The 15,515-nt window shown below is 70.1% G+C and carries 17 protein-coding genes; 7 read left to right on the top strand and 10 right to left on the bottom strand.

Annotation, left to right across the window (positions count from 1 at the left end):
• Window positions 1-32 precede the first annotated feature (32 nt).
• Window positions 33-3,053 carry a glycine--tRNA ligase gene (locus VGX25_RS16750; RefSeq protein WP_326918727.1) on the bottom strand — a complete coding sequence of 1,007 codons (3,021 nt, stop codon included), beginning with the start codon at window positions 3,051-3,053 and terminating at the stop codon, window positions 33-35.
• Window positions 3,054-3,118: 65 nt separating this feature from the next.
• Window positions 3,119-3,442 carry a divalent-cation tolerance protein CutA gene (gene cutA / locus VGX25_RS16745; protein WP_326918725.1) on the bottom strand — a complete coding sequence of 108 codons (324 nt, stop codon included), beginning with the start codon at window positions 3,440-3,442 and terminating at the stop codon, window positions 3,119-3,121.
• Between the two features lie 135 nt (window positions 3,443-3,577).
• Here cutA and VGX25_RS16740 point away from each other — a divergent pair, with 135 nt between their 5' ends.
• Both VGX25_RS16740 and VGX25_RS16735 read left to right on the top strand, forming a co-directional pair.
• Complete coding sequence (locus VGX25_RS16740) at window positions 3,578-4,027, top strand: ATP-binding protein (RefSeq protein WP_326918724.1); 450 nt, start codon at window positions 3,578-3,580, stop codon at window positions 4,025-4,027.
• Window positions 4,024-4,854, top strand: coding sequence for a SigB/SigF/SigG family RNA polymerase sigma factor (locus tag VGX25_RS16735; RefSeq protein ID WP_326918723.1), 831 nt, complete (start codon window positions 4,024-4,026; stop codon window positions 4,852-4,854). The genes VGX25_RS16740 and VGX25_RS16735 overlap by 4 nt, the downstream gene beginning before the upstream one ends.
• Before the next feature lie 16 nt (window positions 4,855-4,870).
• Here the strand turns inward: VGX25_RS16735 and VGX25_RS16730 are convergent, their stop codons facing one another.
• Window positions 4,871-5,179, bottom strand: a complete 309-nt coding sequence (locus VGX25_RS16730) for a WhiB family transcriptional regulator (RefSeq protein WP_326918722.1) — start codon at window positions 5,177-5,179, stop codon at window positions 4,871-4,873.
• Window positions 5,180-5,284: 105 nt separating this feature from the next.
• On the opposite strand from VGX25_RS16730, the gene VGX25_RS16725 reads away from it, so the two are divergent.
• The 5 genes from VGX25_RS16725 to VGX25_RS16705 all read left to right on the top strand — a co-directional run bounded on the left by VGX25_RS16725 (window position 5,285) and on the right by VGX25_RS16705 (window position 8,900).
• Window positions 5,285-6,310, top strand: coding sequence for a Ku protein (locus VGX25_RS16725; RefSeq protein WP_326918721.1), 1,026 nt, complete (start codon window positions 5,285-5,287; stop codon window positions 6,308-6,310).
• Window positions 6,311-6,494: 184 nt separating this feature from the next.
• On the top strand, window positions 6,495-6,671 hold the full coding sequence (locus VGX25_RS16720; RefSeq protein WP_326918720.1) for a hypothetical protein: 177 nt from the start codon (window positions 6,495-6,497) through the stop codon (window positions 6,669-6,671).
• A 30-nt stretch (window positions 6,672-6,701) separates the two neighbouring features.
• Entirely contained in the window at window positions 6,702-7,175 is a 474-nt protein-coding gene (locus VGX25_RS16715) for a pyridoxamine 5'-phosphate oxidase family protein (RefSeq protein ID WP_326918719.1), read from the top strand.
• Between the two features lie 68 nt (window positions 7,176-7,243).
• Window positions 7,244-8,425, top strand: a complete 1,182-nt coding sequence (locus VGX25_RS16710; protein ID WP_326918718.1) for a hypothetical protein — start codon at window positions 7,244-7,246, stop codon at window positions 8,423-8,425.
• Between the two features lie 184 nt (window positions 8,426-8,609).
• Window positions 8,610-8,900 carry a DUF397 domain-containing protein gene (locus VGX25_RS16705; RefSeq protein WP_326918717.1) on the top strand — a complete coding sequence of 97 codons (291 nt, stop codon included), beginning with the start codon at window positions 8,610-8,612 and terminating at the stop codon, window positions 8,898-8,900.
• Here VGX25_RS16705 and VGX25_RS16700 read toward each other — a convergent pair.
• The 7 genes from VGX25_RS16700 to VGX25_RS16670 all read right to left on the bottom strand — a co-directional run bounded on the left by VGX25_RS16700 (window position 8,894) and on the right by VGX25_RS16670 (window position 15,428).
• A complete protein-coding gene (locus VGX25_RS16700) occupies window positions 8,894-9,796 on the bottom strand; it encodes a hypothetical protein (protein WP_326918716.1) in 903 nt (300 codons plus the stop codon). The genes VGX25_RS16705 and VGX25_RS16700 overlap by 7 nt on opposite strands.
• 205 nt (window positions 9,797-10,001) lie before the next feature.
• The gene (locus tag VGX25_RS16695; protein ID WP_326918715.1) at window positions 10,002-10,868 is read right to left on the bottom strand and encodes a helix-turn-helix transcriptional regulator; all 867 of its coding nucleotides are present in this window, start codon (window positions 10,866-10,868) and stop codon (window positions 10,002-10,004) included.
• Between the two features lie 109 nt (window positions 10,869-10,977).
• Window positions 10,978-12,351 carry an L-serine ammonia-lyase gene (locus tag VGX25_RS16690; protein WP_326918714.1) on the bottom strand — a complete coding sequence of 458 codons (1,374 nt, stop codon included), beginning with the start codon at window positions 12,349-12,351 and terminating at the stop codon, window positions 10,978-10,980.
• A gap of 9 nt (window positions 12,352-12,360) precedes the next feature.
• Complete coding sequence (gene gcvT, locus VGX25_RS16685; protein WP_326918713.1) at window positions 12,361-13,458, bottom strand: glycine cleavage system aminomethyltransferase GcvT; 1,098 nt, start codon at window positions 13,456-13,458, stop codon at window positions 12,361-12,363.
• Window positions 13,459-13,603: 145 nt separating this feature from the next.
• Window positions 13,604-14,377, bottom strand: a complete 774-nt coding sequence (locus VGX25_RS16680; RefSeq protein ID WP_326918712.1) for an ABC transporter ATP-binding protein — start codon at window positions 14,375-14,377, stop codon at window positions 13,604-13,606.
• Window positions 14,368-15,129: a cobalt ECF transporter T component CbiQ gene (gene cbiQ, locus VGX25_RS16675; RefSeq protein WP_326918711.1), complete on the bottom strand. Its 762-nt coding sequence runs from the start codon at window positions 15,127-15,129 to the stop codon at window positions 14,368-14,370. The genes VGX25_RS16680 and cbiQ overlap by 10 nt, the downstream gene beginning before the upstream one ends.
• 2 nt (window positions 15,130-15,131) lie before the next feature.
• Window positions 15,132-15,428, bottom strand: coding sequence for a PDGLE domain-containing protein (locus VGX25_RS16670; RefSeq protein WP_326918710.1), 297 nt, complete (start codon window positions 15,426-15,428; stop codon window positions 15,132-15,134).
• Window positions 15,429-15,515 lie beyond the last annotated feature (87 nt).

The raw sequence follows: 15,515 nt of genomic DNA, 5'->3' as shown, positions 1-15,515 counted from the left end.
CGCTCGTCCCTGAGCAGGGGGGACGAGCGCGCCTAGTGGCGTGCCTGATCGGGCGCGGCGGCCGGCTCAAGAACGGTGCCGAGCGCCTGCCAGTCGAGGACCGGGTCGGCCAGGTGGCGGATGCCGGCGAGCAGGCCGAGGCGGGCCTGACGCAGCTCCGGCTCCTCGGCCATCACCAGGACCTCCTCGAAGAACACGTTGATCGGGTCGGTGAGCCGCCGGGCCGCGGCGATGAACTCGCCGAGCGGGTGCCGGCCGGCCCCCAGCTCGGTGCGCACGGCCACGAACGCCCGGTGCAGCGCGCTCTCCGCGGGCTCGGTGAGCCGCGCCGGGTCGTAGCTGGCCGGGGTGTCGGCCGGCACGATCCGGCGGACCCGCTGCACCGCGGTCACCAGGCCGGCCAGCTCGGGGTCGCCGACGCGGGCCTCCAGCTCCGCCAGCGCCTCGTCGGCCGCGGCCGGCGCCGAGGCCAGCGGGAGCACGGCCGCAACCAGGCGGTAGTCATGCCCGGCGTCGAGCAGCTGCTGCTCGTAGCGCCGCAGCACGAACTCGGCCACCTCGGCCAAAGTGGACTGTGGCACCTCGATCTCTTGCGCCGCAACGTGTTCCGCGGCCGCGGCCAGGCCCCGCTCGACCGTGACCGCGCGCAACCCGCCGAAAGCGCGCAGGATCGCCACCACCCCGGTGGCGGCGCGGCGCAGGCCGAACGGGTCCGAGCTGCCGGTCGGCTGGGCGCCCACGGCGAACAGCGACATCAGCAGGTCCAGCCGGTCGGCGAGGGCCAGCAGCGCCCCGACCGCCGTGCCCGGCAGCGCGTCGCCGGCCGAGCGCGGCCGCTCCATGTCCAGCAGCGCCGCCGCCACCGGCTCCGGCTCGCCGGCCCGCAGCGCGTACTCCCGGGCCATCACGCCGGCCAGGCTGGTCAGCTCGATCACCATCTGCGAGGCGAGGTCGAACTTGGCCAGCTCCGCCGCCCTCGCCAGGGTTGCTCTGTCCTTTTCGGACACACCGGCCGCGGTGCCGAGATCGTTGGCCAGCGCGCCGATCCGCCGGGCCCGGTCGGCCATGGAGCCGAGGCGATCGGCGAACGCCAGCTTCTCCAGGCCCGACTTCATGACCTCAGGGGACACCTTCAGGTCGGCCCGCCAGAAGAAGCTCGCGTCCTCGTACCTGGCCCGCAGCACCGCCTCGTTGCCGGCGCGCACCAGGTCGTGCTTGCACTCGCCGTTGGCCACCGCGACGAAGTACGGCAGCAGTGCGCCGCCGGCGTCGCGCACCGGCAGGTACCGCTGGTGCTTGCGCATCACGGTGGTGAGGATCTCCTGCGGCAGCTCCAGATAGCGCCCGTCGAAACCGCCGAGGACGGCCACCGGCTCCTCGACCAGGTTGGTGATCTCGTCCAGCAACGCCGCCTCGCCGGCCACGTCGACCGTGCCGCCGACGGTCGCGGCCAGCCTGCTCGCGGCGGCCGCGATCCGCTCCCAGCGCACCGCGGCGTCGGCCACGATCCCGTGCCGGGCAAGGAGATCCAGGTACCCGTCGGCCCGCTCGACCTCGACCGTCGGGGGCTCGGCGGTGCGGTGCACCCGGGTGGTCCGGCCGGCGGCCAGCGTCGACACCGACACCGGCACGACGAGGTCGCCGAGCAGCGCGACCAGCCAGCGCACCGGCCGGCTGAAGGACAGCTTCGGGTCGGCCCAGCGCATGTTCTTGTCCGCCCGCAGCTCGGCCACGACCTCGGTGAGCAACCCGCTGAGCACCTCGACCGCGCCCCGGCCCACCTCGGTGGTGGTGACCCCGACGTACTCCACGCCGTCCTGCTCGAACCGCTCGAGGTCGGCGACGGCCACGCCCTGGCCGCGGGCGAACCCGGCGGCGGCCTTGGTGGGCCGGCCCTCGGTGTCGAACGCCGCCGAGGCCCGCGGGCCGCGCACGGTCCGCTCCGCGTCCGGCTCGGCCGGCGCCACGGCGGACACCAGCGCGACCAGCCGGCGCGGGGTGGCGTGCACGGTGATCTCCCCGTGCTCCAGCCGGGTGGCGGCGAGCTTGGCGGCCAGCGCCGCCCGGACGGCGGCCGCGCCGCGGCTCACCTCGCCCGGGGGCAGCTCCTCGGTGCCGATCTCGAACAGCAGCGTGCGCGCCTGGGTGACGACCGGGAACTCGGCCGGCGCCGGGGCCGCAGGCGGCGGCTCGACCAGGCCGAGCGGGTGCCCCAGCTCGGTGCGCCGGTCCGACCAGAGCTGGGCGACCTCCCTGGCCAGCCCGCGCATCCGGGCGAACGCCCTGGCCCGCTCGGTGGTGCTCACCGCGCCGCGGGCGTCGAGGACGTTGAACGTGTGCGAGCACTTCAGTACGTAGACGTGCGCCGGCACGGGCAGCCGGGCGTCGAGCAGTCGGCGGGCCTCGACGGCGTAGTCCTCGAACAGCCGGCGCTGGGTGGCCACGTCGGCGTCGTCGAGGTAGTAGCGGCTCATCTCGTACTCGGCCTGGCCGAACGCCTCGCCGTAGGAGATCCCCGGGGCGTAGGCGATATCCTTGAAGTGGCTGACGTTCTGCAGCGCCATGATGATGCGCTCCATCCCGTACGTCAGCTCCACCGACACCGGGTCCAGGCTCAGGCCGCCGGCCTGCTGGAAGTAGGTGAACTGGGTGATCTCCAACCCGTCCAGCCACACCTCCCAGCCCAGCCCCCACGAGCCGGTCGCCGGGTTGGCCCAGTTGTCCTCAACGAACCGGATGTCGTGCGCCCGGATGTCGATGCCGAGCGCCTCGAGGCTGCCGAGGTAGACCTCCTGCGGATCGCCCGGGTCGGGCTTGAGGATCACCTGGAACTGGGTGTGGGTCTGCAGCCGGTTGGGGTTCTCGCCGTACCGCGCGTCGTCCGGGCGCACGCTCGGCTCGACGTAGGCGACCCGCCACGGCTCCGGCCCGAGCACGCGCAGGATCGTCGCCGGGTTGAGCGTGCCGGCCCCCACCTCGGTGTTGAACGGCTGCACCAGCATGGCGCCGCGCTCGGTCCAGTACCGGGTCAGCGCCAGGAGGGCGTCCTGCATGGTCAGCACCGGAACACCTTATGCGCGGCGCCGTGAAGACCAGGGAAGAGGGCGAGATGCGAGATTCAGCTCGCCGCGACCGGCCGGCCCCCACCCAGCCCGGCGATGAGATCGCTGTCGATGTCGGTCACCACGACCTCGGGGACCTCGACACCGTGCCTGGCCCTGATGTGCTCCACCACGGCCTCGGCCTTGTCGGCGGTGGTCTCGATCTCCACCCGCCATTCCTGCTCGGTGTGAACCTGGCCGTGCCAGCGGAACACGCTGGTGATCGGCCCCTCGATCTGCGCGCACGCACCCAGCTCGGCCTCGATGACCTCGGCGCACATCGTGTCGGCGAGTCGCTTGCTGTCCGTCGTGAAGGTCACGACGATGTGATCTGTCGGCATGTCACCCGATAGTAACGGCGATCACAGCACGATCCGAGCAAGTACTGGCATTCGGTTTGCCTTCTGGGAAACTGGGTACACGCGCGAAGTGTGTACCGCCCGACTTCGTGCTAGTCGAGGAAGACTGAGGTGAGAGTGAGCGAGTCCGCGATCGGCGAGGACGCCGGCACCGGATCAGTCATCGATCCCAACGGCATCGAGCTCAGGCTGCCCGCCAGACTCGAGCACCTGCCGATCATCCGTTCCGTGGCGGCCAATCTGGCCATCCGCGCCGACTTCGATCTCGACTCGATCGCCGACCTCAAGCTCGCGGTGGACGAGGCCTGCTCGACCGTGATCACGCGCGCCGTCCGGGGCGCCACGCTGAGCTGCGTGTTCATCGTCAACCCGGACGAGATCCGGTTCTCCGCGGTGGCACCCTCGACCGGCGGGCACGAGCCGAGCTCCGACTCGTTCGGCTGGCGCGTGCTCACCACCCTGACCGACCACGTCGCGGCCTGGGTCGAACAGGGCGAGGTCACCCGCGACGGCAAGGGCCTGCTGGTGCACATCGAGCTCACCAAGCGGAAGACCTCAGGCGCGTGACCGGCGCAGGGACCTCACGTGCCTCCAGCCCGTGGCGCGAGGATTCATCGAGCAGTGAGTACGAGCACCTCGCCCCGCTGTTCGACGAGCTCGCCGCCACCAGCGAGGACGATCCGCGCCGCGCGGAGCTGCGCGACCAGCTGGTGACCGGGCATCTGCCGCTGGCCGAGCACATCGCGATCAGGTTCAGCCACCGCGGCGTGCCGCGCGAGGACCTGGTGCAGGTCGCGACCGTCGGGCTGATCAACGCGGTGGACCGGTTCGAGCCGGACCGCGGGTCCGACTTCCTGTCCTTCGCGGTCCCCACGATCATGGGTGAGGTCCGCCGGCACTTCCGGGACGCGAGCTGGTCGATGCGCGTGCCGCGCCGGCTCAAGGAGCTGAACCTGGCGATCAGCGCGGCCAGCGGCGAGCTGGCCCAGCGGCTCGGCCGGGCGCCGACGCCCAGCGAGATCGCCCGGCACCTGGACCTGTCCCTCGAGGAGGTCTACGAGGGCCTCGAGGCCGGCAACGCCTACCACTCGGTGTCGCTGGACGAGGCGCTGTCCGCCGACTCCGACTCCGACCCGCTGGCCGACACCCTCGGCGAGGAGGACGCCGGGCTCGAGGGCGTGGAGAACCACGAGTCGCTGCGGCCGCTCATCGAGCAGCTCCCCGAGCGCGAGCGGCAGATCCTCAAGCTGCGGTTCTTCCTGAACATGACGCAGACCCAGATCGCCGAGCGGGTCGGCATCTCCCAGATGCACGTCTCCCGGCTGCTGGCCAGAACGCTCGAGCAGCTCCGCGCGGGCCTGCTGGACACCCCCCGCGACGACGAACCGCGCTGACCCGGACTCTTCCAGGTCAGGCGACGCGCATACGTCGCTTGCGCAGCTGCTTTCGGCGGGCGAAGGCGGCGCGCCGCTCCCCCTCGTCCAGCCCACCCCAGATCCCGTACGGCTCCTGGACGGTGAGGGCATGGTGACGGCACTGCACGATCACCGGACACCGCATGCACACCTGCTTGGCCCGGCGGACCCGCTCGGCCCTTGCCAGGCCTCTTTCGGCCTCGGGGTGGAAGAACATCGCGCTGTCCTTGCCCCTGCACGCGCCGAGTCGTTGCCAGTCCCACGTGTCGGACACGGGACCTGGCAGTCGGGTCATGTCCACCATGTGGCCCGTGTTACCCGCTGTCTGAACCGGGTAAACGCGGCTTCCAGGTAGTCGGGCCAGGTCACGGTGAGTCATGATGACCTCAGACACGAGGGAGGCGGTACCGTGGCACGACCGATTTGGAGCGGGGCCATCAACTTCGGGTTGGTGACCGTGCCCGTCGAGCTGTACAGCGCGACCGAGGATCACACCATCAGCTTCCGCCAGTTCCAGCGGGGCACCTCGGACCGGATCCGCTACAAGCGGGTCAACGAACGCACCGGCGAGGAAGTGCCGTACAGCGACATCGTCAAGGGCGCCGACCTGGGCGGCGGCGACTACGTGATCATCGAGCCGGACGAGCTCGACGCGATCGCGCCGGGCCGCTCCAGGACCATCGACATCACCGCGTTCGTCGAGCTGGACGAGATCGACCCCATCCACTTCCAGAAGACCTACTGGCTGGCGCCGGCCAAGGAGGAGTACTCCCGCGCCTACAGCCTGCTGCTGCAGGCCATGGCCAAGACCCGCCGCGCGGGCATCGCCACGTTCGTCATGCGCGGCAAGGAGTACCTGACGGCCGTGCGCCCCGGCGACGACCTGCTGATCCTGACCACGCTGCTGTTCCCGGAGGATCTGCGCGACCCGGCCAAGGAGCTCAAGTCCCTGCCGGAGATCATCCCGTCCCGCGGCAAGGAGCTCGACATGGCGGTCACCTTGATCGACTCCATGACCGAGCCGTGGCAGCCGGACAACTACCACGACACCTACACCCAGCGGGTGGAGAAGCTGATCGAGGACAAGGCCGCCGGCCGCGAGATCATCTCCGAGGCCGAGCCCGCGCAGCCGACCAAGGTGGTCGACCTGTTCGACGCGCTCTCGCGCAGCGTCGAGGGCCGCAAGAAGCGCCGCGCCGCCGGCGGCTCCGGCGACTCCGGTGGGGACGGCAGCGGCGGTGGCGGCGGTGGCGGCGGTGGCGGCGGGAAGAAACGCCGGGGCGCCTCCCACGATGAGGGTCCGGACTTGTCTACCCTCAGCAAGGCTGAGTTGGACAAGCTGGCCCGCGACCTCGACGTCAAGGGGCGGTCCAAGATGAGCCGGGACGAGCTGGAGGAGGCCGTCGCGGCGGCGAGGAGCGCGGGCGCCGCATAAGGGGAGGTGCCTGCCGAGTGACGGCGCGGCAGCCAAGGCGGCCACGGAGGGCGCCCTTTGGCCGAAGGCCCGCTATCGCGGTGGCAGGGCGCCGACTTCTGCGACAGCAAGGCTCAGCGGGAATGAGCGCTGCCGGCGCGATAGCGCCGCGCGCAAGCTAGCGAGAGGTATGGAGGACGTTGTCGTGACCGACCACTGCCGCGGCACGCTGGTCGTGCATGCCCTGCCCGACGCCGAGTGCACCGACCCGAACTGCGTCGACTGCGAGGCACCCGACCACACCCTGGTGATCCACTGCACCGACGTGGACGGCGGCTGCCCGGTGTGCGCCCCGCCGCGCCTGCACAGCTTCGCCGCCTGAGTGTCGGTGTCGGGTGGTGCACTGTGCGCCATGGACCCGATCGCTGAGCTGCTCGACCTGCCGAAGATCTACGGAACCCCGAAAAAGAAGCTCGCCTGGGCGGTGGTCCGGACCGAGCTGGAGCGGGCGAAGCATTACTGGCTAACCACCGTCCGCTCCGACGGCCGCCCACACGCGGTGCCCCTCGACGGCGTCTGGCTGGACGACGTGTGGTACTACGGCGGCAGCGAGGAGTCCGTGCACCGCCGCACCGCCCTGGCGCACCCGCCGGTCGTGATGCACCTTCCCGACCCGATCAAGGCCGTCATCGTCGAGGGTTCGGTGCGCCGCACGCGGCCCGGCGTCGACCTCGCCCAACGCCTGGCCGACACCTCCAACGAGAAATACGGCTACGGCAACACCGCCGGCTCGTACGCCGAGACCCTCGCGCTCCACCCGAGCCGGGTCATCGCCTGGATGTCCTACCTCACCGACGCCACCCGGTTCCGCTTCCCCGCCGGATAGTTGTCAGGACCAGGACAACCACCGGCCAGCGCGCCGCGACCGCTCCGGTGCGTCGTCATCCTGGTGGCGTGTCCGCACAGACATACGAGAACGTCTACCTGATCGTGGTGGACGCGTCGGGCTACTCGACCATCGTCCGGCACAACCCGCGCGATCAGGCGGCCCGCGCCTTCGATCTGCTCCGCTCGCGGATCCTCGCCCGCGCCGGCGCCGTCTCCGCCGGGCTGCGCTGCACCCGCACCCAGCTCTGGTCGTGGCGCGGCGACGGCGGCATCCTCGCCATCCACGACGACCGGGAAAGCGTCGCCCGCGACGTCGCCCTCACCACCGCCCGCGACATCCTCCAGCTCGACGTCGCGCAGGTGCGCGCCGAGCTGTCCCGGATGGACCTCCGCGGCCAACTCCGCCTCCGCCTCGCCGTCCACAAGGCCACGATCCGCTTCCCCGCCAACGGCGACACCGGCGCCATCCACTCCCCCGACCTCAACTTCGCCGCCCACCTCGAGGAGGCTACCCCACCCGACTGCCTCGCCATCTCCGAGGACGTCTACCACTCCGCCGGCCCGCACGCCGCCGCCTTCACCTACGTGGGCACCCACGAGTCCCGCCCCATCTACCTGATGTCCCCCACCGACCCCCGCCAAGCCTGGCTGTCCACCGCCGGCCTCACCGACTCCCACCCCGTCTTCGCCCACCCCCACCGCCCCAGCCAGCAAGAAAAAGCCCGCCTCGTCGCCGTCGCCAAGTCCGACATCATCGACCTCGGCACCGCCCTCCGCACCACCGCCCACTACCTCGTCACCACCGAACGCCCCGCCCACTACCGCGACGCCGTCCTAACCTTCCTGTCCCGCGGCGGCACCTACCGCTACGTCCTCCTCGACCCCTCCTGCCCCGCCACCGCAACCCTGTCCGAATACCGCCAAGAAGACCTGGCCACCAAGATCCGCGCTTCGATCACCGAATTCACCCGCTTCAAACAACACCACGCCCCCCTCACCGACAACCTCCACGTGTACCAATCACGCGCCTTCCCCGGCTTCGCCGCAATCGCCGTGGACCTCGAATCCCCCGCCCCCCTCATCCTCTACTCTCCCTACCTCATGACCATGAAATCCCTCGCCATCCACATCGACCGCGGCGACTCCCCGCACTATCTAGCTACTCCCACCTCTGGGCCAATAGTTACCAACCTCGCTCACATGGTCAGATCTATTACTTCGAGCGAGATCATAGAACGTATTCTTTAGCGGTTGACAGCTACCAGAGACTCTGGTATCCGCCTCAGGACATGCCCCCGAGCGTACGAGCTTGAGCATTGATGCACGTTACTGGCGTTGGCGGCGCACTCCCGATGCTCGTGGGCAGACTCGGCCGAAAATTCTACACGCGACACTCTACTACCGACTAACGGGGGCACCCGTCTCTTGTGGAATGGGACGCATCACTAAGATCATCGCCCTCTTGGCCCCCATGTGGGCCCCAAGTGAAGGGCAAACAGATCTAATGGTCGAGATCATCATGAGACCGAGGGAAATTCACTCGCCCAGAATCGTGTGGCGGAAGAGCTCATTCAGTAGTAGTCATTCCGGCCAATGCATCGAGATCGCATGCGTGGCAGACTCGACACTTCTTCGAGACTCAAAGAACCAGACCGGACCGAGGCTGTCGTTTTCCTCGGACTCTTGGAGAGAGTTCCTCACGTCGACAAAGAGTGCTTACTGAAGGGATATCACCTGCTCGTACTCCTGCTGGGGTTCCAGTGGGAGGCACTTCGCGAGTAGAGCTCGGACGTAGGCGGCGGCCGCGAGTGCGGCGTATCGGCGCCAGAGGTCCGAGCGGTGGGTGTCGGCGTAGTCGCTGATGCCGCGGACCATGAACCACTCGCGACCGTTGAGGAAGCTGCTGCTGCCGATTCCGGCGCCCTCCATCTCCAAAGCCAGGATGCCGTGTTGAGCGGCGAGCTGGTCGCGGGTGGTGGCGTCCCGGAAGGATCGGTTGGAACTGCCGATGGGTCCGTAGTGGACCTTTGGGAAACCCTTGCGGTGGCCGCTGTAGTCCCTGCGGGGATGTCGCAGCGGCCACCCCGAGGCGTCGTGCAGCACATCGGTGTGTTCGGGCGGGCGGCCGTACCTGGCTAGCCCCGGACGGGACGGGTCGAGCCACTGCTCCCAGGTGCAGAGGCCGCTGAGCTCGTCGGTGCGCAGCATGTCCACGCAGTGCGTCAGGCGTGGTGAGGGCAACGACAGCGGACGGCGCGGCATGACGTCACCGTCGACGGCACGGACATGGTCGAAGTCGACGATCTGAGTCGCGACGACGATGTCACCGAGTCGGACGTGCTTCTCCGGACGAGGTGGGTTGGGCACGCCGGCCGCGATGCCGACCATGATGATGACGGTGATCGACGGGAAGCTGCGGACCAGGTTGGCGCAGCCGTTGGCCGCCGCGTTGGTCGCGGTCGCGGCCAGCAGGGTCAAGGCAACGCCGTGGGACTCACCCTCGTCACGGCTTGGCAGGGTCCCGAGCACGTACACGGCCGGGTCGTGCGCGACATAGCTCTCGGCGTAGCCGTCCAGCAGCGAGCGCATGGCGACGAACTCCTCGGGAATCGCCGTCACGAGGCCCACTGTGGGGCCGCGGCTCCCTCCCACGTTGCCGGGCTTTCGCGGCGCGGGAACTGTCGAGGCAGCGCCCCCAAGGCTGTCGTCCCCGTTCTCCCTAGATCCTGTGGTCATAGCGCGGCTGGCCTTCCTGCTCAACGCCACGGCCATGGGACTGATGGAGCTCGGACGTCCGGTGTCCACCGGATCGCTGATCAACCGCTCAAACCGTCGTGCCGAGGCGCATCCTTTCGATCACCGGGTCGATGATCTTGTCCACCTCCCCTTCGGGGCAGGCGATCTGCTGCAATTTGCTGAACTTGCTGATGTAGTTGCTGCTCGTCTCCGGATCGTCGACGATCACATCTCGGTGCGGATCTTCGACAAGGGTGACAACGCCGTCTTCGGACGGAAGCTCGACGATCGTGAAGGAGGAGACCTGCATGCCGGGATACATGCCCTCGCTGAACGGAACGATCCGGATGCTGACGCGCGGGTGCTGTGCGAGCTCCTTGAGCCGAGCCAGCTGGCGCAGCATCGCTTCGCGGCCTCCCATCCAGCGATGGACGACCACCTCGTCCAGCACGTACTGAAACTCCGGTCCATGCGGCCGATCGAACAGTTGCTGCCGCCGCATACGAACCATGGTCTCGCGATCGGTCTGTTCCCCGTCCGGCTGGTAGTCGGACACGACCGCTCGGGCGTACTCCTCGGTTTGCAGGAGTCCTGGCACCAGGTCGCCCATGTACTGCCTGATGCAGATGGCCGAGTCCTCATATCCTAGAAAATTCAGGAATTGTTGGCTGAAGTAGCTGCGATATTCGTCCCACCAGCCGGCTACCCGGGTGCGGGTCACCGCGAGGAGCTCTTCGGTGACGGTAGAGTCGGTGATGCCGTAGAAGTGCAGGAGCGCCATCAGGTCCGAAGTAGACACGTTGACCGCGCCCGTCTCGATGCGGATCACCTTGTGCGTCGACCAGCCCAGCGCCTCGGCGACGGCTTTCTGGGTGCGGCCGGACTCTTCGCGGATGCGGCGCAGTTCGACGCGTAGGCGGCGTCGCCGGACTACAGAGGTCTCACGCTGTTCCATCGCGTGTCCTCGATTTGGCTCGGTTTTGGCTAGTAATGAGTGCTAGTAGCAGGTGGGAAGTAGCACCATATTAACTCGCGTGGTGCGACTAGCACAGATGTGCAGGTGGTTAACACTCGATAACGTTGAGGGCGAGGCCGCCGCGGGCGGTTTCTTTGTATTTGGTGTGCATGTCGGCGCCGGTTTCGCGCATGGTCTTGATGGCCTTGTCGAGGGGGACGATGTGGGTGCCGTCGCCGTGGAGGGCCATGCGGGCGGAGGTGATGGCTTTGGTGGCGGCGATGGCGTTGCGTTCGATGCAGGGGATCTGGACCAGGCCGCCGACGGGGTCGCAGGTCAGGCCGAGGTGGTGCTCCAGGCCGATTTCGGCGGCGTTCTCGACCTGGGCGACGGTGCCGCCGAGGACCTCGGTCAGGCCGGCGGCTGCCATGGCGCAGGCGGAGCCGACCTCGCCCTGGCAGCCGACCTCGGCGCCGGAGATGGAGGCGGTCTCCTTGAGCACGGCGCCGATGGCGGCGGCGGTCAGCAGGAAGGTGATCACGCCGTCGTCGGACGCGCCGGGGACGAAGCGGGTGTAGTAGTGCAGGACGGCGGGGATGATGCCGGCGGCGCCGTTGGTGGGGGCGGTGACGACGCGGCCGCCGGAGGCGTTCTCCTCGTTGACGGCCAGGGCGTAGAGGCTGACCCAGTCCATGACGTACAACGGATCCCGCGAGCCGGACTCGGCGATCAGCTTGTCGTGCAAGGCCTTGGCCCGGCGGGGCACCTTCAACCCGCCCGGCAGCACGCCGTCGGCCGCGCAGCCGCGGGCCACGCAGTCCCGCATCACCTGCCAGATGCGCAGCAGGCCGGAGCGGACCTCCGGCTCGGGACGCCAGGACAGCTCGTTGCGCAGCATCACCCGGCTGATCGGCAGGCCGGCCGAGCGGCAGTGCGCGAGCAGCTCGGCGGCCGTGCGGAACGGGAACTCCACCGGGGTGGCGTCGGCGGTGATCACGGGGCCGCCGGCGGCGGTGGAGTCGAGGACGAAGCCGCCGCCCACCGAGTAGTAGGTCCGCTCGGCCAGCACGGACCCGGCCGCGTCCACCGCGCGGAAGAGCATCCCGTTGGGGTGCAAGGGAAGCGATCGCCGCCGGTGCAGCACCAGGTCCTCGTCCGCCACGAACGGGATCTCCGCGGAGCCGAGCAGCCGGATCCGCCGGCCGGACCGGATCCCGGCGACCCGCGCCGGCACCGACGCGGTGTCGACGGATTCCGGGTGCTCGCCGCAGAGGCCGAGCAGGACGGCCTTGTCACTGCCGTGGCCGTGGCCGGTGGCGCCGAGCGAACCGAACAGCTCCACGTGCACCCGCGCCACGGAACCGAGCAGCCCGGCGTCGCGCAGCGAGACGGCGAACCGGCGGGCGGCCCGCATCGGGCCGACGGTGTGCGAGCTCGACGGGCCGATGCCGATGCTGAACAGGTCGAAGACGCTCAGGGCCAACGGACTTCCTCAGGTGGAACGCTTGTAGAACGGGAGCTTCACGACCTGTGCGGGGGTGGCCGTGCCGCGGATGTCGACGGCCAGCTTCGTGCCCGGCTCGCTCAGCGCGGGCGGCACGTAGGCCATGGCGATCGGGTGCCCCAGCGTCGGGGACAGCGCGCCGCTGGTGACGGTGCCGACCTGTCCGCCGTCCGCATCCAGCACAGGGTACCCGTGCCGGGGCGCCCTGCGGCCGGTTCCGACCAGCCCCACAAGGGTCGACGTGACCGCGGCGCCGCGCTTGGCCTCCAGCGCCGCCCGGCCGACGAAGTCGGCGGGCTTGTCGAACTTGACCACCCGCCCGAGCCCGGCCTCGAACGGGTTGGTCCGCACGGTCAACTCGTTGCCGTACAAGGCCATTCCCGCCTCAAGCCGCAGCGTGTCCCGGCACGCCAACCCGGCCGGCCGCAGCCCGTGCGCCGATCCGGCCGCGGTCAGCGCCTCCCACACGTCGATGGCGTGCCGCGACTCGGCGTACACCTCGAACCCGTCCTCCCCGGTGTAGCCGGTGCGGGCGAGGAGCACGTCGTGCCCGGCCATGACGGTCGGCGTGCTCCCGTAGTACGGCAGCGCGCCGAGGTCGGCCGGGCACACCGCGCCGACGATGTCCACGGCGCGCGGTCCCTGCACCGCGATCAGCGCGCAGTCCCGCGACTTGTCGGCCACCTCCACCGCGAACCCGGAGGCCCGCTCGCCGAGCTCGGCGGCCACCGTGGCCGTGTTCGAAGCGTTGGCCACGACCAGGTAGTGGTCCTCGCCGAGCCGGTACACGACCAGGTCATCCAGCACTCCCCCGTCCGTGTCGCAGATGACCGTGTAGCGGGCCCGCCCGACCTTGACCGCCGAGAGGTGCCCGACCAGCGCGTAGTCGAGCGCCCGGCCCGCCTCCGGCCCGGTGAGCTCGATCTCCCCCATGTGCGACAGGTCGAAGATGCCCGCGGCCTCGCGGACCGCCCGGTGCTCGGCCAGCTCGCTGCCGTACCGCAGCGGCATCGTCCAGCCGGCGAAGTCGGTGAACGACGCGCCGAGTCGTTGGTGCACCTCGTGCAGCGGGGAGGGTGTGCTCATGGCGGCCACCCTAGTGAGGGCTTCCGGCCTAGCGAGGGTGGGCCGGAGGTCCGCCCGAGCGGCCGGACATACGCAACCGGCGGAGAACAACGCAGAGTAGTGTTCCCAGGGCAGCCCTCACCTTGAATGTCACAGTGCTAGCACGTCAGGGCAGCCGGAAACCGTAGGGCAGCTCCAGCCGGTGCGCCGCCAGCAGCTCCCGGTCCGCGAGCAGCTCCCGAGTCGGGCCGTCGGCGATCACCACGCCGTCGTCGATGAGCACGCTGCGTGGGCACAGCTGCGCCGCGTACGGCAGGTCGTGGGTGACCATCAGCATGGTCCGGCCCAGCCCGAGCAGCACCTCGGCCAGCTCCCGGCGGGCCACCGGCTCCAGGTTGGCCGACGGCTCGTCCAGCACCAGGATCTCCGGGTCGCAGGCCAGGACCGTGGCGAGCGCGACCCGCCGCCGCTGACCCCCCGACAGGTGCAGCGGTGACCGGTCGGCGTGCTCGGTCATCCCGACGGCCTCCAGCGCGGCGCGCACCCGCGCGGCCACGTCGGGCACGCCGAAGTTGGCCGGCCCGAACGCCACATCCTCGGCCACCGTGGGCATGAACAGCTGGTCGTCGGGATCCTGGAACACCACGCCGACGCGGCGGCGGATCTCGCGCAGGTTCGCCTTGTCCACCGGCAGCCCGGCGACCTCGATCCGGCCGGAGCCGCCGGACAGCACCCCGTTGAGGTGCAGCACCAGCGTGGTCTTGCCGGCGCCGTTCGGCCCGAGCACGGCCACCCGCTCCCCCGGCTCCACCCGCAGGTCCACCCCGAACAGCGCCTGCCGGCCGTGCGGGTACGCGTACGCAAGGCGCTCCACCAGCAGCGCCGGCGCGGTGCCCGCCGCGGCGCCGGACGCCTCGGTCAGCTCGGAGGTCAGGCCCACAGCGCCACCGCCAGGATGCTCGTCGCCAGCAATGCGGGGATCAACCCGAAGGTCCAGGTCGCCCGGGTCACCGCGGCGCCGCCGGGATCGGGCATGGCGCCGGCGAACCCGCGCGACACCATCGCCAGGTGGACCCGCTCGCCGCGCTCGTAGCTGCGCACGAACAGCGTGCCGATCCCGCGCGCGGTGGCGCCCACCTGCCACAGGAACCGGGGGTCGTGCCCGCGGGCGAGCCGGGCGGTGCGCATCCGCCGCGCTTCGGCGGCGATCACCGCGAGGTAGCGGAGCATGAGCGTGGCGACGGTGGTGACCATCGCCGGCACGTGCAGCCGCTGAAGGCCGAGGATCAGGTCGCGGGGGGTGGTCGTGCCGGCCAGGGTGAGCGAGACCAGCATGCCGAGGGTGCCCTTGGCCAGGATGTTCCAGCCGGCCAGCGACCCGTCGACGGACAGGCTCAACCCGAGGAACGGGTACCGCGCACCGCCGCCGAGGAACGGCATCACCACGGCCAGGATCACGAACGGCAGCTCGATGACCGCGCGGGCGGCGAACCAGCGGACCGGGATGCCGGCGACCATCCATACGGCGACCAGCACCGCGAGGTACCCCCCGAACGCCAGGAACTCGGTGCGCGGGGTGGCCACCACGCAGACGACCACCGCCAGCGCGGCGACGATCTTCACCTGGGGCGCCATCCGGTGCACGGCTGAGCCACCGGCCCGGTACAGGACGTGCGCGTGCCCGGCGCCCATGGTCAGCTCCGGGAGCGCTTGCGTAGCAAGGAGAACAGCCCGAACGCCAGGGCCAGCGTGGCCAGCGTGCCGATCACCCCGGCCACCCCGGTGAGTCGGGAGTCGCCGCCGATCGTGTAACCGGCGAGCGGGCCGTCGTGCTCCCTGGCGTTGTCGGCGATGCAGGCGCCGGCGTCGCAGCCGCGCTCAAGGGTGGCGTCCAGCCCGTCCGGGCTCGACGAGGCGAAGTAGGACACCACCCCGGCGAGCACGAGCGCGACGATCGCGAAGCCGATGAAGAACAGCGTGCGCCGGTTCACGCCATCACCTTGCAAGCTCGGTGGCGGCCGAACTCGTCGCCTCGTCCTCGGCGACGAGATGGTGTCGATGGTTCGCTCCGCGAGCTC

It is taken from the genome of Actinophytocola sp. (assembly GCF_035942955.1).
Taxonomy (GTDB): Bacteria; Actinomycetota; Actinomycetes; order Mycobacteriales; family Pseudonocardiaceae; genus DASYTH01.
This window is presented reverse-complemented; position numbering and strand designations above follow the sequence as displayed.